This is a genomic window from Nocardioides sp. S5-5 (assembly GCF_054954065.1).
Genome location: NZ_CP199913.1, coordinates 1,073,955 through 1,098,604, shown reverse-complemented (window position 1 = coordinate 1,098,604; position 24,650 = coordinate 1,073,955). Strand labels below are relative to the sequence as shown.

Here is a 24,650-nt window from a genome sequence, read left to right as displayed (position 1 = left end):
CCGCGACGTCACCGCGCGACCTGGAACCGGCAGGCCGCGGCGGCACGCTGCACCCGGCCCGGGTAGAACGGGCCGATCAGGTCCAGCGGGTCGACCGGCGGCGGGGTCTGGGCGGACTGCGTGGTCGTGGTGGTCTCGGTGGCACGAACGTTGCGGACCACCGTCGGCGCCGGTGCGGGCGCCGGCGCACGGACGCGCACCCGCACCGCCTGCCGCGACATGGCCGTGGTCAGCGCGCCCTTGCCACGGACCTGGACGGCGTACACCCAGCGCCCGGCCCGCTTCGGGCGGTGGACGATCCGGAACCGGCCCTTCTTGTCCGTGCGGACATGCACCTTGGTGCGGGCGAGGATGCCGCTGCGGCCGGTGACGCGCACGGCATACAGGTCGACGGTACGACGTCCCTTCGGCTTGACCCGGCCCTCGATGACGAACGGCCGGCCGGCGATCGCGGCACGGCTGCGCTTGCGGAAGGTGACCGCGGGCGTGGCCACCACCCGGAACGACCCGGTCGACTCGGGCCGGCCGTCGACACCCGTCGCGACGACCGCCACCCAGCCGTTGCCCGTCACCGGGATCGACACCTGGCTGACGCCCGCCCCGCCGGCCCCGGTCTGGACCAGCGCGCCGCCGGACGGGTCGTTCTCGACCGTGGAGAAGTAGAGCGCGTAGCCGCCGGGCTGGAGGAGCCGGATCTGCTCGCGCGCGACGAAGGGGTACGCCGGCTGGCTGACCGCGCAGCCCTCGCGGGCCCCGACGAGCGGGTCGACCAGACGCACGAAGTCGACCGCTGACGGGCGCAGGCTCCACAGCCCGTTGGGGTCGGTCGTGACGACCTCGAGCTGGGATCTCCCGCCGGCGCCGCGGCGCCCGACGATGCAGGCGGTGACCCGCGGCGGCAGCGCGCCGCCCGCGCCGCACAGCGGGATCCGCTGCTGGAGACCCGGCCGCGAGCGGAAGACCACGAGCTCGGCGGCCGGACGCGGGTCCTGGAGCTCCAGGTACAGCGTGCTCGGCACCGCCGGGGCCGTGATGCTCACCGCCGGCTGGAGGTCGCCGCTCTGGGTGAGGGTCGAGCCCTCCTGCAGCACGACTCCCGACGCGGCCCGCTGCGGCGCGAGGACCGCGATCTGGCGGTCCTTCGCGCTGGTGGCGGGCAGGCAGGGGCGGGCGGCGTCGGTCGCCGCGCCGGAGTCGCCGCAGGACGCCGTGCCGAGCCGGGCGCCGGCGCGCAGGTCGGCGGTGATCGGCGCCGTGCCGGCGATGCTGAGCCCGCCGGTGCGGACGTCGACCCGGCCGCTCCCGGTGTAGCCGACGTTGAGCGCGCTGGCTCCGCCGCCGGCCGATTTCAGCACGATCCCGTCGTTGGTGAACGACGCGAGGTCGGTGTCGGGCCGGCCGTTGGCCTTGCCCTCGAACACGCCGGCGTCGCCGGCCAGCTCGAGGGTGCCACCCGGCTCGACGGTGATCGCCGTGTCGCGGTCGGCGGCGACGTAGCCCGCGCCGGAGACCAGCAGCCGGCCGCCCGAGGCGACGTCGACGGAGTAGCCGTCGGACAGGTTGACGCCGCGGCCGACGACCTCGAGCAGACCGCCGGAGGCGACCCGCAGCGTCCCGGTCGTCGCGGCGGGACAGGCGTCGACCGCCTCGTTCGCCGGGAAGTCGGCGCAATGGTCGTTGTCGAGGGTGCCGACCCCGAACCCCGACTCGCCCCAGACGACGCGGCCCTCGACGTCGAGTCGGCCGGGACCGCCCAGGGTGCTCTGGCGCAGCCGGACGGTGGCGTTCGCGTGGATCGCCGAGGTGTGGCTGGCGGCGGCGCCGTAGACCATCACCCGCGCGTTCGTCGCGACCAGGGTCGCGTTGGACACCTCGAGGGCCTGGACGTGGACGTGGGAGCTGGCGTCGAGGGTGATCGTGACCGGGGCGTCGGGCGCGATGCAGACGAAGCCGCGCAGACTGTCGTCGGTCTCACCGTTGGCGCCGTAGTAGGTCGGCACCGTGTGCCCGACGGCGGCTCCGGAGACCGACCAGTGGCTCGGGTCGTTCCACGCACCGCTGCCACCGGTCCAGGTGAAGCGCACCTGGTCGCCGGTGAGGGTGCCGGTGCAGCCGGTCGCGGCCGTCGCCGGGGACGCGGCTCCCACGACGGCCAGCAGGCTCCCCGCCAGCACCCCACCACTCGCCAGGGCCAATGCTCGCAGCCTCGACATGCCTACCCCCACGGTCAGCCCGAGACCGGGGGCTAGCCTAGGCCCAATACCGTTCAGTTAAGGTTACGACGGTGTAGTTTGGTGGCATGCCGCGTGCTGGATGGAGGAAGCCGGAGACCGAGCGACGCTTGTCTGATCTGGTGTCGGTGGGGGTGCTGACGCGGGTGTTCCCGCCGGAGTTGGTCGACGATGTGATCGCCAAAGTGGGGCGGACCGAGCGTCGGCATCGGTCGTTGCCGGCGCGGGTGATGGCGTACTTCTCGATCGGGATGGCGCTGTACTCGGAGGGCTCTTATGAGGACGTGCTGGCTCAGTTGACCGATGGTCTTTCGTGGGCCTCGGGCTGGACCGAGGAGTACTCCCCGCCGAGCAAGTCCGCGATCTTCCAGGCCCGGGCCAGGCTGGGCGCTGAACCGCTGAAGGAGTTGTTCGAGCGGGTTGCCAAGCCGATCGGCACCGATGAGATGCCAGGAGTCTGGCTCGCCGGTCGGCGGCTGGTTGCGATCGACGGCACGTGTCTCGATGTCGCCGACACGGCAGTCAATGCCGAGCACTTCGGCCGGCCGGGGGTGAACAAGGGCGAGCAGGCAGCCTTCCCCCAGGCTCGCGTGGTCGCGTTGGCCGAGTGTGGCACGCACGCGGTGTTCGCCGCCGAGGTCGGCACCTACTCGACATCCGAGGCCGTCTTTGCTGATCGTCTCGTGGACCGGTTGGCGCCAGGGATGCTGCTGACCGCGGATCGCGGGTTCTTCTCCTACGCCCTGTGGCGCAAGGCAATCGCGACCGGGGCGGACCTGCTGTGGCGGATCCGCACCGACAAATCCGCCCCCAAGCCGGTCCATGTCGAAGACCTGCCCGACGGCTCCTGGCTGGCCGACCTACAACAGACCCACTCCAAGGCCGCGCGGGCTGCGGAGCCGATGCGAGTGCGCGTCATCGACTACACCCTCGACGACGGCCGCGAGAACACCACGTCGTATCGGCTCTTCACCACCATCGTGGACCCGGGCGAGGCGAGCGCGACCGATCTGGCCGCGGCCTACGCGCAACGGTGGGAGATCGAGTCGACCTTCGACGAGCTCAAGACCCACCAACGCGGCCCGAGGACTGTGCTGCGATCCAAGTCGCCGGACCTGGTGCTCCAGGAGATCTGGGGCCACCTGTGCTGCCACTTCGCGATCCGCTCGCTGATGGCCGAAGCCGCCGCACACTCCGGGCATGATCCCGACCGGGTCAGCTTCGTTGCCGCGCTACGGATCACCCGCCAGACCCTCGCCCACCCGGGCGCCTTTCCCCCCTGACCAGCATGGGCGAGACAGTCCCGGCTGGCTGGACTTCCTACGCCGGCTGCTGCGACGACTCAACCCAGAGCGGCGACGACGGGCAGCACCGCGCGTCGTGAAGAGGAAGTACACCAAGTGGCACGTCAAACGCGCCGCCCACGCCACCTGGCCCCAACCCGGCAACACCACAACCATCTCCGTCGCGCGGCTAACTGAACGGTATTGAGCCTAGGCCGTGTCTCCCCTTCCTCGGTGGATGGCCAGGTCGTCCGGCGCGTGCGATGGCCAGGCGCCGGCGCGAAGGCATGCTGGGCGCACGTCGAGCGCCGCTCGCCTGCACGATCCCTCGGAGTCGGTCATCTGGTGGTGGGGGCTCCTGCTCAGCCGATGTCGCGACGCAGCGTCGTCAGTCTCCCGATCACGGCGAACCCGGCGGCGTACGCCAGCAGGACCAGGACCGCCGCCCACCGCGGCAGCAGGTCGACGGCGCCGGCGCTGCCGAGGAAGGAGGCGCCGATGAGCGAGTCCGCGGCGCCGCCGGGCAGGTACGCCGCGGCGTTGGCGAGCGCGTCGACCTGACCGAGCCCGACCCGGACGATCGGCTCGACGAACTGGGTGAAGGCGAGGATCACGACGATCGCGGCGACCTGGTTGGACAGGACGGCGCCGAAGGCGACGCCGATCACCGCCCACAGCGCGACCACGACCACGCCGAGCACCAGGCCGGCGACCACGTCGCCGTCGCCGAGGTAGGAGCCGTCGCCCTTGGCCGCGAGCAGCGGCGCGCCGGCGGCGACCACCGCCAGCTGGCCGACGACGCCGGCGGCGAGCCCGATCGGGACCACGGAGAGCAGCTTGGCGATGAGGAACCGGGTGCGGTCCGGCTCGACGAGCAGGCTCTGGGTGATCGTCTTGTGCCGGAACTCGGTGGTCATCGCGAGACTGCCGATGACCAGCGGGAAGACGTAGCCGACCCCGTTGACCAGCGAGTACGTCGCCTGCGCGGCGTCCTTCCCGGCCAGCGGCGGCTCGGCGCCGTCGGGCACGAACACGAAGGTCGCGGCGACGGCGGCGCCCACGAAGAGGAGGTAGCCGACCATCACGATCAGCAGCAGCCACCAGATCCGGGTGGTGACCAGCTTGCGGTACTCGGAGACCAGCGCCGCCCTCATCGGTCCGCCTCCGTCCGGGTGAGCTCGAAGAAGAGCGCCTCCAGGTCGACGTCGCGGCGGACCAGCTCGTGCAGCTCGAGACCGGCCGCGTGCGCGGCCGCGCCCACGTCGGCGGCGGTCGCGCCGTCGACGACGAAGCCGTCGCCGTCCGGGCTCGCGGTCCAGCCGCGGTCCGCGGCGAGGGCACTCAGCGCGTCGGCACGCGGGGCGACGACGTACGCCGCGGGCGTGGCCCGGGTGCGCAGCTCGGCCAGCGAGGAGGCGTGCCGGAGCCGGCCCTGCGCGATGATCACCACCTCGTCGACGCTGGCCTCGACCTCGCGGAGCAGGTGACTGGAGACCAGCACGGTGCGGCCCTCGTCGGCGAACTGACGCAGCAGCCGCCGAATCCACACGATGCCCTCGGGGTCGAGTCCGTTGGTCGGCTCGTCGAGGACGATGACGGGCGGGTCGGCGAGCAGCGCGGTCGCGAGGCCGAGCCGCTGGCGCATGCCGAGCGAGTACCGGCCGACCCGCTGCTTCGCGGCGTGGTCGAGCCCGACCGCCTCGAGCACCTGGCGGCACCGGGTGCGGGAGACGCCGACCTGCGGCGCGAACACCTCCAGGTGCGCGAGCCCGGTGCGCCCGGGGTGGAAGCTGGACGCCTCGAGCGCGGCGCCGACGACGCGGCCGGGCCGGGCGTGCGCGGCGTACTCCCGGTCGCCGACCAGCGCCCGTCCGGCACTCGGCCGGGTCAGGCCGAGCAGCATCCGCAGGGTCGTGGTCTTCCCGGCGCCGTTGGGGCCGAGGAAGCCGGTGACCGTGCCGGGACGCACGGTGAAGCTCAGGTCGTCGACCGCGCGGACCGCACCGAACTGCTTGGTGAGCCCGTCGATCGCCAGCGTGGGGGCGCTCATGGTGACACCTTGCCAGTCGGCTGGGCGCCAGGCACCGCGGGGTCAGAGCGCCAGGCGCTCCCGTACGACGTCCGCGAGCCGCTGCGCGACCGCGTCGGCCTGCTCGGCGCTCGGCGCCTCCACCATCACCCGGACCAGCGGCTCGGTGCCGGAGGGGCGCAGCAGCACCCGGCCCGTGGTACCGAGCTCGGCCTCGGCGCCGGCCACGGCCTCGAGCAGGGCCGCATCGTCGGTGCGGGTCCGGTCGACGCCGGCGACGTTGACCAGCACCTGCGGGAGGCGGGTCATCACGCCGGCGAGCTCGCGCAGCGAGCGGCCGGTGGTGGCCATCCGGCGGGCGACGTGGAGGGCGGTGAGGATGCCGTCACCGGTGGTGGCGTGCTCGCGCATGATCACGTGGCCGGACTGCTCGCCGCCGAGGCTGAAGCCGCCGCGGCGCATCTCGTCGAGGACGTAGCGGTCGCCGACCGCGGTCTGCACGACCTCGACCCCGGCGGCCGCCATCGCCTGCAGCAGGCCGAGGTTGCTCATCACGGTGGCGACCAGGGTGTCGCCGACCAGGCCCCCGGACTCGCGCAGCGCGAGCGCCAGGATGCCCATGATCTGGTCGCCGTCGACGACCTCGCCGGTGTGGTCGACCGCGAGGCACCGGTCGGCGTCGCCGTCGACCGCGAAGCCGGCGTCGGCGCCGTGCTCGAGCACGGCCTTGCGCAGCGGCTCGAGGTGGGTGGAGCCGCACCCGTCGTTGATGTTGAGGCCGTCGGGAGAGGCGCCGATGGTCACCACCTCGGCACCGGCCGCGGTGAGTGCCCGGGGGCCGACCTCACTGGCCGCGCCGTGGGCGCAGTCGAGCACCAGCTTCAGCCCGGCCAGGGGCCGGCCGGCGGGCGCGTCGAGGGTGCGGACCAGGTGGTCGACGTACTCCTTGACCGTGGGTCCGTACGGCGTCACCCGGCCCACCGAGGCGCCCGTCGGCCGGTCCCAGTCCTGGCCGAGCAGCGCCTCGATCTCGCGCTCGAGCGCGTCGTCGAGCTTGACGCCGCCGCGGGCGAGGAACTTGATGCCGTTGTCGGGCATCGGGTTGTGGGACGCGCTGATCACGACGCCGACGTCGGCACCGAGCGCGTCGGTGAAGTACGCGACGCCGGGCGTCGGCAGCACCCGCAGGCGCAGCACGTCGACCCCGGCGGAGGCGAGGCCCGCGACCACGGCATGCTCGAGGAACTGCCCGGAGATCCGGGTGTCCCGGCCGACCACGGCCAGCGGGCGCGGGCGGCTGTAGCCGCCGTGCTCGACCAGAACCCGAGCCGCGGCGCTGCCGAGGTCGAGCGCCAGCTCGGCGGTCAGCTTGTCGTTGGCCAGGCCACGGACGCCGTCGGTCCCGAAGATGCGCGGCACGTGCTCTCCCTGCGGGTGTGGGTGGTGCGGTGGAAATGCCGACAGGGCCACGGACCGCGGCTGCGGTGCGTGGCCCTGTCGTGGTGATCCTGGCTGCGTCGCGTGCCGGAGTGCCTCGCAAGGCGGAGCCACGAAGGCGACCTTGGAGCGGAGCGGTCGTCGAGTGGCGACAGTCGCTCGCTGCGGTACCCGGCACGCGGCGCAGGATCAGCGCTTGCTGTACTGCGGGGCCTTACGGGCCTTCTTGAGACCGGCCTTCTTGCGCTCGGTCGCCCGGGCGTCGCGGGTCAGCAGACCGGCCTTCTTCAGGGTCGGGCGGTAGGCGTCGAGGTCGACCCCGTTGAGGGAGCGGGCGACACCGAGGCGCAGCGCGCCGGCCTGGCCGGTGATGCCGCCACCGTGGATGCGGGCGATCACGTCGAAGCGGCCCTCGAGGCCGAGCGCCGCGAAGGGCTCGTTGACGACCTGCTGGTGCAGCTTGTTGGGGAAGTAGTCGTCGATGGTCCGGCCGTTGATGGTCCAGTTGCCGGTGCCGGGGACGATCCGCACGCGGGCCACGGCCTCCTTGCGGCGACCGGTGGCGGCGCCGGGGGCGACGGTCACCGGGCGGTTGTCGGCGGCGGCCGACGGGGAGGTCTCGCTGGTGTAGGCGACACCCTGCTCGTCGGTCTCGAAGGTCTCCTCGACCTCGTTCACGTTGTCAGTCACTTGTCAGTCCGTTCAGATCAGTCGAGAGGTCACTGGGAGATCTGGGAGATCTCGTAGGGCACGGCCTGCTGGGCCTGGTGGGGGTGAGCCGGGCCGCTGTAGACCTTCAGCTTCTTGATCATCTGCCGGCCGAGGCGGTTCTTCGGCAGCATGCCCCACACGGCCTTCTCGACGGCCTTGCGGGCGTCCTTGTCGATGACGTCGCCGATGGGGGTCGCGGTCAGACCGCCCGGGAAGCCCGAGTGACGGTAGACCATCTTGTCGGCACGCTTGTTGCCGGACAGGGCGACCTTGTCGGCGTTGACGACGATGACGTAGTCACCGGTGTCGGCGTTGGGCGCGAAGATCGGCTTGTGCTTGCCGCGCAGCAGGTTGGCGGCGGTGACAGCCAGGCGACCGAGGACGACGTCGGTCGCGTCGATCACGAGCCAGGCGCGCTCGACGTCGCCGGGCTTCGGAGCGTAGGTGCGCATGAGAATGCACCCTCCTTGCTAGTTCGTTTCCCGATTCCGGCGGTCGCCGACCCGGGTGCCTTCGCGGCGAACCGCTCGGGCGGCGTCTCCTGACGAACTCAGCCCGGCCCACGCACGCTCGTCTCTCGACGATCCATGAGCGATCCGGATCTGCCCCGACGGCCATCCCGGAGGACGGCGTACGAAGCGGCAGAAGACGCGACCTGCAAGGCTACGGGCCCGTCCCACGGAGGGCCAAATCCCGGGCCGCGGAACCACGCTTCGGGACACCGCCTTTTGGTGGCGAGACGTGGGCGACTAGGTTGCAAGGGTGACTGACTCTCTCACCGTACGCGACAACCGCACCGGCGCGGAGTACGAGATCCCGATCACCGACGGCACCATCAAGGCCGCGGACCTCGGGCAGATCAAGCTCAACGACGACGAGCCGGGCATCGCGACCTACGACCCGGGCTTCGTGAATACGGCCTCCTGCAGAAGCGCCATCACCTACATCGACGGCGACAAGGGCATCCTCGAGTACCGCGGGTACCCGATCGAGCAGCTTGCCGAGAAGTCGAACTTCCTCGAGGTGGCCTATCTCCTCATCCACGGCGAGCTGCCCACCAGGGAGCAGTACGACGCCTGGGTGCATGAGATCACCTACCACACGTTCGTCCATGAGAACGTGAAGGGCTTCATGGAGGGCTTCCGCTACGACGCGCATCCGATGGGGATGCTGATGGCGTCGGTGGGGGCCCTCTCGACGTTCTACCCGGAGTCCGCTCGGATCGAGGACCCGGAGAACCGGCACATCCAGATCGTCCGGATGATCGCCAAGATGCCGACCCTCGGCGCCTGGGCGTTCCGGCACGCTCAGGGCAAGCCGTACGTCTACCCCGACAACGAGCTGTCGTACGCCGAGAACTTCCTCTCGATGCTCTTCAAGATGAGCGAGTCGAAGTACGCCGGCGACCCGCGCATCGTCAAGGCCCTCGACGTGCTCTTCATCCTGCACGCCGACCACGAGCAGAACTGCTCGACCAACGCGGTCCGCTCGGTCGGCTCCTCGCAGGTCGACCCCTACTCGGCCGTGGCCGCCGGCATCGGCGCCCTCTTCGGCCCGCTCCACGGTGGCGCCAACGAGGCGGTGCTGCGGATGCTGCGCCGGATCGGCACCAAGGAGAACATCCCCGCCTTCATCGAGGGCGTGAAGAACGGCGACGAGCGCCTGATGGGCTTCGGCCACCGGGTCTACAAGAACTACGACCCGCGCGCCAAGATCATCAAGAAGGCCTGCGACGACGTCTTCGAGGTCACCGGGGTCAACCCGCTGCTCGAGGTCGCGATGGAGCTGGAGAAGATCGCGCTGGAGGACGAGTACTTCGTCAAGCGCAAGCTCTACCCCAACGTCGACTTCTACTCCGGCCTGATCTACGAGGCGCTCGAGTTCCCGCCCGAGATGTTCACGGTCCTGTTCGCGATCGGCCGCACCCCCGGCTGGCTCGCGCAGTGGCTGGAGCTGACCGGCGACAAGGAGCAGAAGATCGCCCGCCCGAAGCAGATCTACACCGGCGACCGCGGCCTGACCTTCGTTCCCGCCGAGGAGCGCTGGGCCTGAGGCCACCCGCCCGTCTCGACCCCGGTCACCTGGTGACCGGGGTCGATCGCCTTCTCTGAGGTCAGGCCTCAGGCGAGCAGGGCGTCGATGTCGACGGGGACCTCGACGTCGCCGTAGCACAGGGTCGCCCGGCCCGAGATGAAGCGCCCGACCTGCTGGACCTGACCGTCGACCATCGCGTAGGCGAGGACGACCTCGTCGCGGGGATCGACGACCCAGTAGTGGGCGCATCCCCACGCGAAGTAGCGCTGCGACTTCTCCACCAGGTCGACCGTCCGGTTGCTCGACAGCACCTCCACGACCAGGAGCGGGACTCCACTGAATCGCGCCGCTTCATGCGTGGCGGGAACCACCATGATGTCCGGCCCGACCTCCTCCCGAACCCCCTCCGGAGACCAACCCCAGTTGGTGAACGTCTCCGCTCCAGGCGGAAGGTGGTCGTCGAGGATCCGCTCAACGCAACCGGGTCGGCGGTCGCAAGCGGGACCCTCAGCCCTGTGGAGAACCCGGCAGACCAGCGTCGTACAGCCACGGCCGCAGCAACGCCGCCACGTCGGCGCCGGTGTGGGCGGAGGCGAACCCGAGGAAGTCCTCGGTGGTGACCGACTCCCCCGCGCGTGAGGAGGCCCAGTCGCGGAGCACGCCGAAGAACGCGTCGTCGCCGACGGTCACCCGTAGCGCGTGCAGTGCCAGCGCGCCGCGCTTGTAGACGCGGTCGTCGAACATCAGCTCCGGGCCGGGGTCGGCGAGCACCAGGTCCTGGGGCAGGTCCGCGAGGCGGGCGTGGTGGTGACGGGCCCACTCGTCGCAGGTGCGGGGACCGCCGCTCTCCTCGGACCAGAGCCACTCGGCGTAGCAGGCGAAGCCCTCGTGCAGCCAGATGTCCTGCCAGCGGCGCAGGGTGACGGCGTTGCCGTACCACTGGTGGGCGAGCTCGTGGGCGATCAGCCGGACCTGCGACCAGTCGGAGTAGCAGAAGTTGCGGCCGAAGGTGGACAGGCTCTGGCTCTCCAGCGGGATCTCGAGGTCGTCGTCGGTGATCACGGCGGCGTACGCGTCGAAGGGGTAGGGGCCGAAGACGCGCTCGAAGAACGCGAGCATCGCCGGCTGCTGGTCGAAGGAGCCGGCGAGGTCGGCGTCCGGCGGCGCGATGGTGCGGGTGCGCGCGTCGTGCTCCACGCTCGCGTAGCGGCCGATCTGCACCGTCGCGAGGTAGGTCGACATCGGCCGGTCCATCACCCAGGTCCAGCTCTCGCCGCTCGCGCGGCGCTGGTGGGCGGCCAGGGTGCCGTTGGCGACGACGGTGTAGCCGGCGGGCGCCGCGAGGGCGATCCGGTACGTCGCCTTGTCGTCGGGCCGGTCGTTGCAGGGGAACCAGGTGGGGGCGCCGTGGGGCTGCGCGGCGACGATGACGCCGTCCTCGAGCTCCTCCCAGCCGGCGTCGCCGTGGCACTTGTCGATCACCGGCTTCGGCGCGCCGCCGTACATCACGCTCAGCCGCAGCGCCGTCTCGGCAGCGACCGGGCGGTCGAGCTGGAGGATCAGCCGGTGCTCGCGCGCCGACCACTTCCTCACGCGTGCGCCCTCGAGGCGCAGCCTCGACACCCGCAGGTGGGCGAGGTCGAGCACCAGCCGGGAGGTCTCCTCGCGGGTCACGAGGTCGAGGACCGCGGTGCCGGTCAGCCGGTTGCCGTCGGGGACGTAGGCGAGGTCGAGGTCGTAGTGCCGCACGGCGTACGACGGGTCGCCGTGGCCGGGCAGGTACGGGTCAGCGGAGGGCAGGCTCGGCACGGCTCAGTCTGCCCACGGACCGATCGGGTTGCCGATCCAACGCGTCTTGTCCGGCACGGACTCCCCCCTCATCACCAAGGACACCGGCCCGACCGTAGCGTGCTTGCCCAACGACGCCGCGGGCAGCACCACGGAGTTGGGGCCGACGGTCGCCCCACGGTGCAGCCGCACGGTGTCGGTGGCGAGCAGCCGGTCGTGGAAGAGGTGGGTCTGCACGACGCTGCCCTGGTTGACGACTGAGCCGTCGCCGAGCTGGACGAGGTCGGGCTCGGGCAGCCAGTACGACTCGCACCACACACCGCGCCCGACCTGCGCGCCCATCGCCCGGAACCACAGCGCGATCAGGGGCGAGCCGGTCGCGAGCCCGGCGAACCACGGCGTGGCGAGCACCTCGACGAAGGTGTCGGCGAGCTCGTTGCGCCACACGAACGAGCTCCACAGCGGGTGCGAGCCGGCGCGGACCCGGCCCACGAGCAGCCATTTCGCGAGCACGGCGATCAGGCCGGCGACGAGGCCGGCCGCCCACAACAGCACCGGTACGACGAGCAACCCGGCCACCGCGCCGTGCCGCTCCCCCACGGCGAGGGTCCCGAGGACGACGGCGAGGTGCAGCGACACCGCGAGCGTGACGGGCAGCAGCCGGGCGACCTCCCAGCAGGCGCGGGCGACCTTGAGCCGGGTCGGCGGCGCGTAGGTGCGCTCGTCGGCGGAGCCCTGCGCGGCCCGGCGCAGCGGGGCGGGCGGGCTGCCGAGCCAGGACTCGCCGGCCTTGACCGTCCCCCGGGCCGGGGCGGCCGAGAGGACCGCGACCAGCGAGCGCTTCGGCACCTTGCGGCCGGGCGCGGCCATGGCGGAGTTGCCGACGAAGGCGCGCTTGCCGACCTTGACCCGCTCGGCGCGCAGCCAGCCGCCGCCGAGCTCGTAGCCGCCGATCAGGGTGTCGTCGGCGAGGAAGGCCTGGTCGCTGACACTGACCAGCGACGGGATCATCAGCGCCGTCGACGCCTCGACGTCCTTGCCGATCCTCGCACCGAGCAGCCGCAGCCAGCCGGGGGTGAGCTGGGAGCTGTAGAGCGGGAACAGCCAGGTCCGGGCCTCGTCGAGCACCCGGATCGTGGACCACACGCACAGGGCCGGGCGGCTCTGCAGCGGGTGCGCGCCGGCCTTCACGCCGAGCGCGAGCAGGCGCACGGAGGCGAGGATCACGAGAGCGAGCACGACGAAGCCGGCCAGCACCGCGGGCACCAGCCAGGGCAGCAGCGCGTCGGCCGCCTCCCCGGCGCTCGTCGTGGCGCCGATGTCGGCCAGCAGCAGGACCGGCACCGCCACGACCAGCACCGCGAGCGCGGGCAGGCACGACAGCAGGCCCGCCACGGCGCCGTACGCCACGGCCCAGGTGCGCAGCGAGCCACGCGACGCCGGTGGGCGCTCGGCCCACGGGCCGCGGGCGACGGAGCTCATCCGGGCGGCCGGGGCGCCGGACCAGAACTCGCCGGCCGGGACCTCGCCGAAGACCGCCGAGCCCGGCGCGACCTCGGCGTCGTCGCCGACGACCGCGCCGGGGCACAGCATCGAGCGGGTGCCGACCCGGGCTCGGCGGCCGACCCGGATGCCGCCGACGTGGAGGGTGTCGCCGTCGATCCAGTAGCCGGTGAGGTCGACCTCGGGCTCGATCGACGCACCCTTGCCGACGCTGAGGTGACCGGTCACGGGCGGCAGCGAGTGCAGGTCGGCGCCGCGGGCGACCCTGGCGCCGAGCAGCCGGGCATACCAGGTGATGTACGGCGCCCCGGCGAGCCGGGTCGCGCCCAGCTCGTCGGCCAGCCGCTCGGCCGTCCAGATCCGCAGATGCACCTTGCCGCCGCGCGGGTACGCGCCCGGCGTCACCCCGGCCAGGACCGCCCGGGCCAGCTGGGCGGCCACGAGCATCCGGCCCGGCGGGCTCACGAAGACGACGAGCAGCAGCGCCAGCAGCCACCACGGCACGGCCGGCAGCCAGGCGACGTCGAGGACGTCGTGCCCGAGCCGGGCCAGGGTCGAGATCCCGGCGATCCAGCGCGGCGCCGCGAGCGCGCGCAGCAGCGGGATCGCGACCACCTGGCCGATCTGGGTCTTGCGCGGGATCGGCATCACCTTGCGGCTCTGCTCGGCCAGCGCGCTCGGCTCCAGCGAGTCGAGGAAGGCGGCGAGCCCGTCGACCGTCGGGTTCTCGTAGAGGTCGGCCACGGTCAGCTCGGCGTGCTCGGCGCGCAGCAGGGTGACCACCTGCGCGGCGGTCAGGCTGCCGCCGCCGAGGTCGAAGAAGTCGGACCTCGGGCCGTCCGGCGCCGCGCCGATCACCTTCTGCCAGACCTCGGCGATCCGCGCGGAGGTGCCGTGCAGGCCCGCGTCGGCGGGGTCGGCGGCGGCCAGCGGCCACGGCAGCGCGTCGCGGTCGACCTTGCCGGAGGTGCGGGTCGGGATGTCGTCGACGACCGCGAGGCGGGGCACCAGCGCCGCCGGCATCGTGGCGCGCAGGTGCGCGGTCGCGGCGGCGCCGTCGTACGCCGCGGTGGTGGTGAGGTAGCCGACGAGCAGCTGGTTCCCGGTCGACGTGCGGCGGACGGCCGCCGCCGCCGCGCTCACGCCGGGCAGCGCCAGCAGCGCGGAGTCGATCTCGCCGAGCTCGATCCGGCGCCCGCCGACCTTGACCTGGTCGTCGGCGCGGCCGGCGAAGAGCAGGCCGGCGGGGTCGTTGATCACGATGTCGCCGCTGCGGTAGGCGCGCTCCCAGCCCAGCGTGGGCATCGCGGCGTACTTCTCGGCGTCCTTGGCCGGGTCGAGGTAGCGGGCCAGGCCGACGCCGCCGATGATCAGCTCGCCGCGCTCCCCCTCCGCGACCGGCTCACCGGTCGCCGGGTCGACCACGACCAGGTCCCAGCCGGCGAGCGGCAGGCCGATCCGGACCGGGCCCTCGGCGTCGACCAACGCGCCGCAGGCGACGACCGTGGCCTCGGTCGGGCCGTAGGTGTTCCAGACCTCGCGCCCGGGCTCGGCCAGACGGGCGGCCAGCTCGGGCGGCAGCGCCTCGCCGCCCAAGATCACCATCCGGACCCGCTCCAGCGCGTCGTCGGGCCACAGGCTGACCAGGGTCGGGACGGTGGAGACGATGGTGATGTCGTTGGCGCTCAGCCAGGGACCGACGTCGACGCCGCTGCGGACCAGCGCGCGGGGCGCGGGGACCAGGCAGGCGCCGTAGCGCCAGGCGAGCCACATCTCCTCGCAGCTCGCGTCGAAGGCGACGCTGAGGCCCGCCATCACCCGGTCGGCCGGGCCGATCGGCTGGTCCTGCAGGAACATGCCGGCCTCGGCGTCGACGAAGGCCGCGGCGTTGCGGTGCGTGACGGCGACGCCCTTGGGGGTGCCGGTCGAGCCGGAGGTGAAGATCACCCAGGCGTCGTCGTCGACGCCCGGGTCGCGGCGGGCGCGGGCAGCGGCGTCGCGGCGGGACTCGATGACCAGGCCGACACCGACGATCGCCGCGACCCGGGCCTCGCCGAACACCAGCCGGGCGCGCTCCTCCGGGTCGTCGGCGTCGACCGGCACGTAGGCCGCGCCGGCGAACAGGATGCCCATGATCGCGACGTACAGGTCGGTCGTGCCCGACGGCAGCCGCACCCCGACCTTGTCCCCCGGCCCGATGCCGAGCTCGGCGAGGTCGCCGGCCACCGTCTCGGCCGCCTCCGCGAACTCGGCGTAGGTGACCGTGTCGTTGCCGCTGTCGAGCGCCATCGCGTCCGGGTGGTCGGCCGCCGTACGACGCAGGATGTCGACGAGCGTGCGCGGCGCGGGTGCCTCGGCGCCGCGGAGCAGGGGGTTCACCTCTCGATCCTCATCGACGCAGGTGAACGCGAGGTGACCGCCCGATGCGCGGCGCGTTGTGCCGATTTGTGATGTGGGCCACAATCTGGCGATGAGCGCGACGACGGAGTCCGAGTCCCCCGCCCCTGCGACCAGGGCCTGGCCGCCGGCCACGCCGCCCGAGCCGACCTACGTGGACGACCGGCTCAACTACTGGGCCGAGGCCACGCCCGACGCCGAGGCGATGACCTATCTCGGCCGCACCTGGACCTGGAAGGAGTGGCACGACCGGGTCCACCGGGCCGCCGGTGGTCTGCGCGATCTCGGTGTGGCGCGCGGCGACGTCGTCTCCTTCCTCGACAAGAACCACCCGGCCTGCGTCGAGATCAGCCTCGCCGCCGGCTCGATCGGCGCCGCCAACGCGATCATCAACTGGCGCTCGGCGGGCGACGAGATCGACTACGCCGTCAACGACTCCGGCGCGAAGGTGCTCTTCGTCGGGCGCGAGCTGATGCCCACGATCGAGGCGATCCGCGACCGGCTGCCCCGGGTCGAGAGGATCATCGAGGTCACTCCCGAGGGCGGCGAGGACGACCCGTACGAGCGCTTCCTCGCCGAGTCGACACCGTGCGACGACGGCCCCGACGTGCTCGAGGACGACGTGTGCCTGGTGATGTACTCCTCCGGCACGACCGGCCGGCCCAAGGGCGTGATGCTCACCCACCGCAACATGGTCCGGCACACCATCAACGCCCACGACGGCTGGGGATTCGAGCCCGGCGACAAGTCGATGGTCGCCATGCCGCTGTTCCACGTCGGCGGGTCGTCGTACGTCCTGTTCGGGCTCCACGACGGCATCCCCAGCGTGATGACCCGCGAGCCCGACGCGGCCTCGCTGGCCGGCGCGATCATGGCCGGCGCGAACCGCACCTTCCTGGTGCCCGCCGTCCTGGCCCAGGTGCTCCAGGCCGGCCCGGACGCGATCAAGCTGTTCGGGCTGCTCAAGACCTACACCTACGGCGCCGCGCCGATGCCGCCCCCGCTGCTGCGGGCCGCGATGCAGGCCTGGCCCGACACCGACTTCATCCAGGTCTACGGCCTCACCGAGGTCGCCGGCGTCGCCACCCACCTGATGCCCGAGGACCACCGCACCGCCGAGGCGTCCGGCCACCCCGAGCGACTGGTGTCGGCCGGCAAGCCGCTGCCGGAGTGCGAGGTCCGGATCGTCGACCCGGCCTCGTTGTCGGACGTCGACGCGGGCGAGCACGGCGAGATCTGGCTGAGGACCCCGCAGCTGATGAAGGGCTTCCTCAACAAGCCCGAGGCCACCGCCGAGGTGATCACCCCCGACGGCTGGTTCCGCACCGGCGACATGGGCCACGTCGACTCCGAGGGCTACGTCTTCGTCTCCGACCGGCTCAAGGACATGATCATCACCGGCGGCGAGAACGTGTACTCCCCCGAGGTCGAGCGAGTCCTCTCCGAGCACCCGGGCGTCCTCGAGGTCGCCGTGATCGGCGTACCGGACCCGACCTGGGGCGAGTCGGTCAAGGCCGTCGTGGCGCTTCGCGAGGGCTCGGATGCCAGTGAGGTCGAGCTGGTCGAGTGGACCCGCGAGCGCCTCGCCCACTTCAAGGCGCCCAAGTCCGTCGACATCGTCGCCGCCCTCCCCCGCAACCCCACCGGCAAGATCCTCAAGCGGGAGCTGCGCAAGCCGTACTGGGAGGAGCGGGAGCGGCAGGTCTGAGTCGGGGGCTCGGGGCTCGGGCTGCAGGTTTCTCAAGGGATGCAGCCAAACGTGCGCTCCCCTGGCCATATTTGAACTGGGAAGCGCAGGTGTGGCTGCATCCCTTGAGAAACCTGCACCCCGCCACACCCACCCCGCAAGCACAGTCCGACCTCAGAGGAACTCCTCACCCCGTCCTCAGCCGGATCACAGGGACGGCTCGCACAGTGGGGACATGACCCAGGCCCTGCCCCCGACCCCGCCGGCTCCGCCGGTTCCGCCCGCTCCTCCGGCGTTCCCGCCCCCGTCCTTCGAGAGGACGCCGGCCCCACACCGGCGACCGAGGCGGGCCGGGTTCGCGGTGGCGGTGCTGACCGGCGCACTGGTCGTCGGGGGTGGGGCCGGGGTCGCCACGGCGGCCCTCTACGACAGCTCCAACGGCGGCTCGGCCGGTGCCGGCGGCTCGTCATCGCTCAACGTCGTCGACAACGGCAACCCGCCCGCGGCCTCGGGCAGCGTGGAGTCGGTCGCCGCGGCGGTGCTGCCGTCGGTCGTGGCGCTCGGCGTCAGCGGCGGCGGCGCGGCCGGCAGCGGATCGGGGGTCGTGCTCGACACCGACGGGCTGATCCTCACCAACGACCACGTGGTCACCCTGGGTGGCCAGATCCCGGCCGACCAGGCGGAGGTGACCGTGTCGTTCAACGACGGCAAGAAGGTGCGCGCCACCATCGTCGGCACCGACCCGCTCACCGACACCGCCCTGGTCAAGGTCGAGGGCGTGGCCGATCTCAAGCCGATCACCATCGGCAAGTCGAGCAACCTCGACGTCGGCGAGCAGGTGGTCGCGATCGGGTCGCCGTTCGGCCTCGACGCCACGGTCACCAGCGGCATCGTCAGCGCGCTCGACCGGCCCGTCGAGGTCGCCCGGGACGCGCAAGGCAACGCCACGGCGTACCCCGCCATCCAGACCGACGCCGCGATCAACCCCGGCAACAGCGGCGGTCCGCTGGTCAACATGGACGGCCAGCTGGTCGGCATCAACGCCTCGATCCGCTCGACGTCGTCGGGCCAGGGCGCCGAGTCGGGCTCGATCGGCCTCGGCTTCGCGATCCCGATCGACGAGGTGCTGCCGATCATCGACCAGCTCAAGGCGGGCGAGACCCCGACCCACGCGCGGCTCGGCATCCAGGTCGCCGACATGGCGGGTACGGCGGGCTCGAGCGACACCACCCTCAGCGGCGCCCGGATCGCCGCGCTCGAGAAGGGCTCGGCCGCGGCCGACGCCGGCCTCGCGCAGGACGACGTCATCACCGCGATCGACTCCCACCGCATCGACGACAGCGAGTCGCTGATCGCGACGATCCGGGCCTACCGTCCCGGCGACCAGGTCAAGGTGACCTATCTGCGCGGCGGCAAGGAGAGCAGCGCCGAGCTCAAGCTCGGGTCCGACTCCTAGGAGCCACCGCCCCCGGCCTTGCGGCGGTGCATCTTCGGGGCACCGCCGACCACCTCGGAGCCGTGGGCCTTCTCCTTGGTCGGTCCGTCGTCGTGGACGCCCTGCTCCTTGTGGTTCTTGCGGTCGAGGGCCTCGCGCATCTTGGCCTTCAGATCGTCGTTCGCGCCGTTGGCAGCCATGGTCGTCCTTCCGCAGCGGGGGGGGTGACACCCCCACCGTGTCATCCGGACGGCCCGGAGCCAAGGGGTTATCGGGCGCGCGCCACCCGTCCCTCGTCCCACACCGGGCCGTCGGACTCGTAGACCGTGCCGTCGGCGCCGAACACGCAGAACCGGTCGAAGCCGCGGGCGAACCAGCGGTCGTGGGTGACGGCGACGACGGTGCCGTCGAAGGCCTCCAGGCCCTCCTCCAGCGCCTCGGCGGACTGCACGTCGAGGTTGTCGGTCGGCTCGTCGAGCAGCAGCAGCGTGGCGCCGGAGAGCTCGAGCAGCAGGATCTGGAAGCGCGCCTGCTGGCCGCCCGAGAGCGACTCGAAAGGCTGCTCGGCGCTGTCGGCCAGCTCGTAGCGGTCGAGCACCCGGCTCGCCTGCTCCCGGCCCATCCCCTGGCGCCCCTGGGGCGTGCCGTCGCCGCGGTGCAGGATCTCCAGCAGCGTCCGCCCGACCAGCTCGGGGTGCTCGTGGGTCTGCACGAACCACCCCGGCCGCACCCGCGCGCCCAGCCGGGCCCGGCCGGCGTGGGCGACCGGCGCGATCGGCACGTCGCCGACCGGGCGGTGCTCGACGTCCGGGTCGGAGCCGCCCGCGGCGAGCAGGCGAAGGAAGTGGGACTTGCCGGAGCCGTTGGAGCCGAGCACGGCCAGCCGGTCGCCGTACCAGACCTCGAGGTCGAACGGCCTCATCAGACCGGTGAGCTCCAGCGACTCGCACACGACCGCGCGCTTGCCGGTGCGGGCGCCGGACAGGCGCATGGTCACCTGCTGCTCGCGCGGCTGCTCGGTCGGCGGCCCGGCCTCCTCGAACTTGCGCAGCCGGGTCTGGGCGGCCCGGTACTGCGACGACATGCCGTCGTTGTACTCCGCCTTGACCTTCAGCCGCAGCACGAGCGCCTTGATCTTGGCGTGCTCCTCGTCCCAGCGCCGGCGCAGCTCGGCGAAGCGGGCGAACCGGTCCTTGCGCGCCTCGTGGTACGACGCGAAGCCGCCCGGGTGCGTCCAGACGCCGTTGCCTGCGCCACCCGCCCCGAGCTCGACCGTGACCACGTGCGTGGCGGCGTTCGCGAGCAGCTCGCGGTCGTGGCTGATGAACAGGATCGTCTTGTCCGAGGCCGCGATCCGCTGCTCCAGCCAGATCTTGCCGGGTACGTCGAGGAAGTTGTCGGGCTCGTCGAGGAGCAGCACCTCCTCGGGCCCGGCCAGCAGGTACTCCAGCACCAGCCGCTTCTGCTCACCGCCCGAGAGCGTGCGCAGCTCGCGATACTTCGCGCGGTCGTAGGGCAGCGCCAGCGCCTTCACGGTGCACACGTCCCAGACCACCTCGACGTCGTACCCGCCGGCGTCGGCGTACTCGGCGAGCGCGTGGGCGTAGGCCAGCTGGGTGGCCTCGTCGTCGGTGTCCATCAGCGCCAGCTCGCAGCGGTCGACCTCCGCGGCCGCCTGCTGCACCCGGGCCGGCGCGAGGCCGAGCAGCAGGTCGGCGATCGTCGGCGACCCCTCGCTGGTCGAGCCCGTCGAGACCCCGCGGTCCACCATCTGCCGCATCACGCCCAGCCCGCCGGAGCGGGTGACCGCTCCGGCGTGGGCCCTCAGGTCGCCGGTGATGATCCGGAACAGCGTGGTCTTGCCCGCGCCGTTGGCCCCGACCAGCGCGACCTTGGCGCCCTCGCCGACCCGGAACGACACGTCGTCGAGCAGCACCCGCCCGTCGGGCAGCTCGTACCGGACGCCGGCGACCTCCACATGACCCACGAGGGTCGATTCTCCGCCACGAGGCCGCCGACGGGCGAGCGGGTTACGCCCGCCGCTCCAGCATCGGGACCCGCGAGCGGGTGCAGGCCGCCGTGATCAGCGCCGCCAGCACCGGGACCCCGAGCCCCACGCCCGCGAGGTTCGCCCACGGCACCGTGAACGACGGCGCCCCGAAGGTCGCCCGCAGGGCGTAGGACACGAAGGTCCCCAGCGCCACCCCGACCAGAGCGCCGACCCCCGAGATGACCAGGGCCTGCGCGCCGGCCAGGCGACGGCGTACGGCGGGATCGGCGCCCACCGCGGACAGGGTCGTCAGCTCCCGGCGGCCCTCGGCGGCGGAGAGCGCGATGGCGATCGCGACGCCGATCAGGGTGACCAGCCCGGCCAGGCCGCCCACGGCGAGGAGGGCGAGCCGGCTGTCCGAGTGGTAGCCCCGCTCGACGGACGCACCCGCCCGGTGTCCCTGCGCCGCGGCCCGCAGGCCCGCGCTGACCTGGGCGCGGGTCGCGTCGGCGTCGAAGCCGACGAAGCGGCTCGTCGGGGACACCACGAGCCCGTTCTCGGCGGCGGTCTCGGCGCTCATCAGCACGGCGGGCAGCGAGGCGTAGGTGGTGCTCACCTCCACCGCCCGGGCCGGCAGGGAGAGCTTCGGGACGTCCTCCTCGTCGAGGACGCCGTCGGCGCCGGCCTCCCCCTGGCCCTCGAGGTCGGCGGTGATCCGGCCGTCGCCGCCGACGAGTCCGGGCATCAGCGCCAGTGCCTCGCCGTCGGCGAGGGCGGCGGTCTCCTCGGCGCTGAGGTCACGGCCCAGGGCGGCGCGGGCGAGCGCCGGGTCCGCGATCGCCGCCGTCCCGCTGGCGCCGTAGCTCATGCAGGTGGAGGGACAGTCGATGCCGCCGTTGAACCAGATCTGCTCGACGGCGGAGCCGCCCTGGGTCTGTCGCGACGCGGAGGTCGGGTAGCCCAGCTCGGCGGCCGCCAGCACGGTGCCGCCGGGCAGGGCCGCGGCGGCTCGGGCCGCGGCCTCGTCGGTGACCGCCGCCTGCTCGTCGGGGCCGATGACGTAGGTCGGGTAGACCTGCATCATCCCGGTCGGCAGCTGCGGGGTCCAGGACACCTGCTCGCCCCGCGCGGTGCCGGTGATCGCGAAGGCCGCGACGACCGAGCCGGCCACGGCGAGCATGATCGCGCTGGCCGCCGGACCCGTGCGGTGACGGTGCCGGTCGGCGTCGCGCAGCGCGATCCGGCCCGACAGCGGCAGCCGGGCGCCCAGCCGGCCGAGGCGACCGATGACCACCGGCATGGCCAGCACCAGCCCGGCGATCGCGAGGACGGCGCCGAGCAGGACCAGCGCGATCGGGACGGTGGGGCTCGGCGCCGACACGTACCTGCCGGTCTGCCTGGCCGTCGCGAGCAGCTCGGAGTACTGCTCGAAGTCGTCGGACATCTGCGCACTGCCGACCAGGGCGAGGATCGCGCCGGCCACGATGCCCGCGGCGCCGAGGAGGCCGGCCCGTCGCGAGCGCGCGCCGGTGACCCGGAATCGGCCGGACAGCGCGTCCAGCGGCTGCTGGCGGGCCGCGACGACCGCCGGGACCACCGCGGCCAGCACGCCCGAGAGGACGCCGACGACGACCGCGATCAGCACCTCGGGACCGAACCGGAACACCGGCAGGACCGAGCCGTCGAGCCACTCCCACAGTGGCCAGCCCAGCCGGGCGACCAGGAAGCCGGCGGCCACGCCGCCCGTCGTACCGAGGACGCCGAGGGTGGCACCCTGGACCAGCAGCACCGCTCGCAGCTGCCGGGGCGAGGCGCCGCCCGCGTTGATCAGGCCCATGTCGCGGACCTGCTTGCGCGCGCCCACCGCGAAGGCGGCGCCGGCGAGCAGGATCACCTCGAGCAGGCCGAGGCCGACGATCAGGGTCGTGAGCGCGGCGCCGCGGACCTGGTCGGCGCTCAGCGCCGGCTCGTCCCAGGTGCGGTAGCGGTCGCGGTGCAGGTAGGTGTCGCGCGGGTAGAGCACCACGCCCTGCTCGGCGAGGCTCACGGCGAGGGCGTCGGCGTCGACACCGGCCGGCAGGTCGATCAGGTACGTCGGCCGGGCCGGCTCCCAGCCGTACGCCCCGGCCCCCCGGTCGTCGGGGATGAGCGTCTGCCCCGGCAGGGCGTACGCCGTGGCACAGGAGCGGCAGTGACTGTCGCGGACCACCCCGCTGACGGGCAGCCGGGTGCCGCTGAGGTCGTCGGTGACGGTGTCGCCCGCCCCGACCTCCAGCGCGTCGGCGACCGACGCGGTGAGGACCACCTCGCCCGCGTTCGGGTACCTGCCCTCGCGCAGCCGCAGCCGGTCGGGCTGGAACCGCGACGGCATCGCCGCGCTCTGGAGGGACACGTCCTCGTACTCCGAGCCGCGCGCCAGGAGCAGCTCGGGTCCACCGTCGTCGCTCTCCTCGATCTCGGTGCCGGCGGGCAGCAGGCCGGCGACGTCGACGCTCGCCGGGTCGCGCCTCTGCGCCCCTTCCTCGTAGGCATAGCCCTCCCACTCGGAGGAGACCTCGAAGCCCTCGAGCCTCGTGACGTCGGTGACGACGAGCTTGGCGTCGGCGCTGCCGAGGTTGAGGTAGGCGTACCGGGCCGGGGAGTCGCTGGAGCGGTAGAGCACGTCGCTGAACGTCGCGACCGCGACCGGCAGCCCGATGAGCAGCGCGATCAGGACCGACCGCGCCAGGTTGCGGCGGATCGAGCGCCGCGCCATCCGCTGGGCGGGCCTCCAGACGCTCACGTCAGCGCCCCGAGGTCGAGTACGGCGGGCGCGTCGGCGATGGTCTCGTCGACGATCGCGCCGTCACTGATGAACACCACGCGGTCGGCCCACGCCGAGTGCCGGGGCTCGTGGGTGACCAGCAGGCAGGCCGCGCCGGCGTCGCAGCGCGCCCGCAGCAGGCGCAGCACGCCCTCGCCGGTCTCGCTGTCGAGCGCGCCGGTCGGCTCGTCCGCCAGCACCAGGCGGCGCGGGCCGATCAGTGCCCGGGCGATCGCGACCCGCTGCTGCTGGCCGCCCGACATCTCGTCGGGGAACCGGTCCGCGACCCCCGCCAGCCCGATCTCGGCCAGCGCGGCGAGCGCCTCGGTCCGCGCCTCGGCGGCGGGCGCGCCGTCGAGCTCGCGGGGCAGCGCGATGTTCTCGGCCGCGGTCAGCGACGGCACCAGGTTGAGATCCTGGAAGACGTAGCCGATGGAGCGGCGGCGCAGCCGGGCCAGGTCCTTGCGGGACAGCGCCGACAGCGACTGGCCCTCGACCAGGACGTCGCCCGTGCTCGGCGCGTCGAGCCCGCCGGCCAGGTGCAGCAGGGTGCTCTTGCCCGAGCCGGACGCGCCGCGGACCGCGACCAGCTCGCCGGGGGCGACGCTCAGGGAGGCACCGTGCAGGGCGGTGACGAGGGTCTCGCCGACGCCGTACACCTTGCCGGCGTCGCGAAGCTCGAGGACGGGGTTGGCGGTCACTGGACGGCCTCCTTCTCGGGGGTCTGGGTGGGTCGGGCCTTGCGGAGCCGGGCTTCACAGCGGTCGAGCCAGCTGACCTCGGCCTCGACCGCGAAGATGAGGGAGTCGACCACCATCACCCGAGCCAGGTCCTCGTCGGGGATGGACGCCTTGGCGCGGGTCAGGGACTGCAGCGAGCTCATCGCCTGGCGGCGCTGGGCCTGCACCACCTCGCGCGCCTCGACGCCCGGGGTGCTCACCGCCATCGCCAGCTTGATCGCCAGCTCGTCACGGGGTCGCGACTCCTGCGCGATCGGCGAGTGGAACCAGCCGGTGAGCTCGTCGCGTCCGGCCGGGGTGAGCGCGTAGACCACGCGCCCGTCGTCGTCCGGCACCCCGTCGGCCTCGATCTGGCCGCCCTTCTCGAGGCGCTGGAGGGTCGAGTAGACCTGCCCGATGTTCAGCGGCCAGGCCGACCCGGTCGTGGCCTCGAACTCGGCCTTCAGCTGGTAGCCGTACTTCGGGCCCGGCGCCAGCAGCGCCAGGAGACCGTGTTTGATGGACATGAGTACGGAGTATGCATACGGCGTATCCCTATGTCCAGCGGCGCGCCGACCCGCGTCCCCCGTTCGCCGCCGACGG

18 protein-coding genes are annotated in these 24,650 nt (G+C 72.8%); 4 read left to right on the top strand and 14 right to left on the bottom strand.

Translation table 11 applies throughout. From position 1 onward, the window contains the following. Positions 1–8: 8 nt before the first annotated feature. Complete coding sequence (locus tag ACUP6Y_RS05220) at positions 9–2,213, bottom strand: hypothetical protein (protein WP_462554586.1); 2,205 nt, start codon at positions 2,211–2,213, stop codon at positions 9–11. 86 nt (positions 2,214–2,299) lie between these two features. On the opposite strand from ACUP6Y_RS05220, the gene ACUP6Y_RS05215 reads away from it, so the two are divergent. Next, positions 2,300–3,514, top strand: coding sequence for an IS4 family transposase (locus tag ACUP6Y_RS05215; protein ID WP_462551601.1), 1,215 nt, complete (start codon positions 2,300–2,302; stop codon positions 3,512–3,514). A 362-nt stretch (positions 3,515–3,876) separates the two neighbouring features. Here the strand turns inward: ACUP6Y_RS05215 and ACUP6Y_RS05210 are convergent, their stop codons facing one another. The 5 genes from ACUP6Y_RS05210 to rplM all read right to left on the bottom strand — a co-directional run bounded on the left by ACUP6Y_RS05210 (position 3,877) and on the right by rplM (position 8,143). Then, a complete protein-coding gene (locus tag ACUP6Y_RS05210) occupies positions 3,877–4,668 on the bottom strand; it encodes an ABC transporter permease (protein WP_462554585.1) in 792 nt (263 codons plus the stop codon). Then, positions 4,665–5,564, bottom strand: coding sequence for an ABC transporter ATP-binding protein (locus tag ACUP6Y_RS05205; protein WP_462554584.1), 900 nt, complete (start codon positions 5,562–5,564; stop codon positions 4,665–4,667). The genes ACUP6Y_RS05210 and ACUP6Y_RS05205 overlap by 4 nt, the downstream gene beginning before the upstream one ends. A gap of 42 nt (positions 5,565–5,606) precedes the next feature. Next, complete coding sequence (gene glmM, locus ACUP6Y_RS05200) at positions 5,607–6,962, bottom strand: phosphoglucosamine mutase (protein ID WP_462554583.1); 1,356 nt, start codon at positions 6,960–6,962, stop codon at positions 5,607–5,609. 207 nt (positions 6,963–7,169) lie between these two features. Further along, complete coding sequence (rpsI, locus tag ACUP6Y_RS05195) at positions 7,170–7,670, bottom strand: 30S ribosomal protein S9 (protein ID WP_462554582.1); 501 nt, start codon at positions 7,668–7,670, stop codon at positions 7,170–7,172. 29 nt (positions 7,671–7,699) lie between these two features. Continuing rightward, the gene (gene rplM / locus ACUP6Y_RS05190) at positions 7,700–8,143 is read right to left on the bottom strand and encodes a 50S ribosomal protein L13 (protein ID WP_462554581.1); all 444 of its coding nucleotides are present in this window, start codon (positions 8,141–8,143) and stop codon (positions 7,700–7,702) included. A 310-nt stretch (positions 8,144–8,453) separates the two neighbouring features. On the opposite strand from rplM, the gene ACUP6Y_RS05185 reads away from it, so the two are divergent. After that, entirely contained in the window at positions 8,454–9,743 is a 1,290-nt protein-coding gene (locus tag ACUP6Y_RS05185) for a citrate synthase (RefSeq protein ID WP_462554580.1), read from the top strand. A gap of 68 nt (positions 9,744–9,811) precedes the next feature. Here ACUP6Y_RS05185 and ACUP6Y_RS05180 read toward each other — a convergent pair whose 3' ends face one another. From ACUP6Y_RS05180 to ACUP6Y_RS05170, 3 genes are read right to left on the bottom strand one after another with little or no spacing between them, the layout of a single operon-like run. Then, complete coding sequence (locus ACUP6Y_RS05180) at positions 9,812–10,192, bottom strand: Uma2 family endonuclease (RefSeq protein WP_462556630.1); 381 nt, start codon at positions 10,190–10,192, stop codon at positions 9,812–9,814. A gap of 40 nt (positions 10,193–10,232) precedes the next feature. Continuing rightward, on the bottom strand, positions 10,233–11,534 hold the full coding sequence (locus ACUP6Y_RS05175) for a M1 family metallopeptidase (protein WP_462554579.1): 1,302 nt from the start codon (positions 11,532–11,534) through the stop codon (positions 10,233–10,235). A 3-nt stretch (positions 11,535–11,537) separates the two neighbouring features. Continuing rightward, positions 11,538–15,395, bottom strand: a complete 3,858-nt coding sequence (locus ACUP6Y_RS05170; protein ID WP_462554578.1) for a Pls/PosA family non-ribosomal peptide synthetase — start codon at positions 15,393–15,395, stop codon at positions 11,538–11,540. Between the two features lie 91 nt (positions 15,396–15,486). Here ACUP6Y_RS05170 and ACUP6Y_RS05165 point away from each other — a divergent pair, with 91 nt between their 5' ends. Further along, positions 15,487–17,121: a long-chain-fatty-acid--CoA ligase gene (locus tag ACUP6Y_RS05165; protein ID WP_462554577.1), complete on the top strand. Its 1,635-nt coding sequence runs from the start codon at positions 15,487–15,489 to the stop codon at positions 17,119–17,121. A gap of 214 nt (positions 17,122–17,335) precedes the next feature. Continuing rightward, positions 17,336–18,556, top strand: a complete 1,221-nt coding sequence (locus tag ACUP6Y_RS05160; RefSeq protein ID WP_462554576.1) for a S1C family serine protease — start codon at positions 17,336–17,338, stop codon at positions 18,554–18,556. On the opposite strand, the gene ACUP6Y_RS05155 is transcribed toward ACUP6Y_RS05160, so the two are convergent. The 5 genes from ACUP6Y_RS05155 to ACUP6Y_RS05135 all read right to left on the bottom strand — a co-directional run bounded on the left by ACUP6Y_RS05155 (position 18,553) and on the right by ACUP6Y_RS05135 (position 24,574). Continuing rightward, positions 18,553–18,735 carry a DUF5302 domain-containing protein gene (locus ACUP6Y_RS05155; RefSeq protein ID WP_462554575.1) on the bottom strand — a complete coding sequence of 61 codons (183 nt, stop codon included), beginning with the start codon at positions 18,733–18,735 and terminating at the stop codon, positions 18,553–18,555. The two genes, ACUP6Y_RS05160 and ACUP6Y_RS05155, sit on opposite strands and share 4 nt — an antisense overlap. A gap of 68 nt (positions 18,736–18,803) precedes the next feature. Further along, entirely contained in the window at positions 18,804–20,522 is a 1,719-nt protein-coding gene (locus ACUP6Y_RS05150) for an ABC-F family ATP-binding cassette domain-containing protein (RefSeq protein WP_462554574.1), read from the bottom strand. 43 nt (positions 20,523–20,565) lie between these two features. Continuing rightward, positions 20,566–23,307, bottom strand: coding sequence for an FtsX-like permease family protein (locus tag ACUP6Y_RS05145; RefSeq protein WP_462554573.1), 2,742 nt, complete (start codon positions 23,305–23,307; stop codon positions 20,566–20,568). Continuing rightward, positions 23,304–24,029: an ABC transporter ATP-binding protein gene (locus ACUP6Y_RS05140; RefSeq protein ID WP_462554572.1), complete on the bottom strand. Its 726-nt coding sequence runs from the start codon at positions 24,027–24,029 to the stop codon at positions 23,304–23,306. The genes ACUP6Y_RS05145 and ACUP6Y_RS05140 overlap by 4 nt, the downstream gene beginning before the upstream one ends. After that, positions 24,026–24,574, bottom strand: coding sequence for a PadR family transcriptional regulator (locus ACUP6Y_RS05135; RefSeq protein ID WP_462554571.1), 549 nt, complete (start codon positions 24,572–24,574; stop codon positions 24,026–24,028). The genes ACUP6Y_RS05140 and ACUP6Y_RS05135 overlap by 4 nt, the downstream gene beginning before the upstream one ends. Positions 24,575–24,650 lie beyond the last annotated feature (76 nt).

Excerpts from the sequence above, each read along its gene's own strand:
- ACUP6Y_RS05215 (WP_462551601.1), top strand. The coding sequence starts at position 2,300 with ATGCCGCGTGCTGGATGGAGGAAGCCGGAGACCGAGCGACGCTTGTCT.
- ACUP6Y_RS05165 (WP_462554577.1), top strand. The coding sequence starts at position 15,487 with ATGAGCGCGACGACGGAGTCCGAGTCCCCCGCCCCTGCGACCAGGGCC.
- ACUP6Y_RS05155 (WP_462554575.1), bottom strand. The coding sequence starts at position 18,735 with ATGGCTGCCAACGGCGCGAACGACGATCTGAAGGCCAAGATGCGCGAG.
- rplM (WP_462554581.1), bottom strand. The coding sequence starts at position 8,143 with ATGCGCACCTACGCTCCGAAGCCCGGCGACGTCGAGCGCGCCTGGCTC.
- ACUP6Y_RS05135 (WP_462554571.1), bottom strand. The coding sequence starts at position 24,574 with ATGTCCATCAAACACGGTCTCCTGGCGCTGCTGGCGCCGGGCCCGAAG.
- ACUP6Y_RS05160 (WP_462554576.1), top strand. The coding sequence starts at position 17,336 with ATGACCCAGGCCCTGCCCCCGACCCCGCCGGCTCCGCCGGTTCCGCCC.
- ACUP6Y_RS05205 (WP_462554584.1), bottom strand. The coding sequence starts at position 5,564 with ATGAGCGCCCCCACGCTGGCGATCGACGGGCTCACCAAGCAGTTCGGT.
- ACUP6Y_RS05210 (WP_462554585.1), bottom strand. The coding sequence starts at position 4,668 with ATGAGGGCGGCGCTGGTCTCCGAGTACCGCAAGCTGGTCACCACCCGG.
- ACUP6Y_RS05220 (WP_462554586.1), bottom strand. The coding sequence starts at position 2,213 with ATGTCGAGGCTGCGAGCATTGGCCCTGGCGAGTGGTGGGGTGCTGGCG.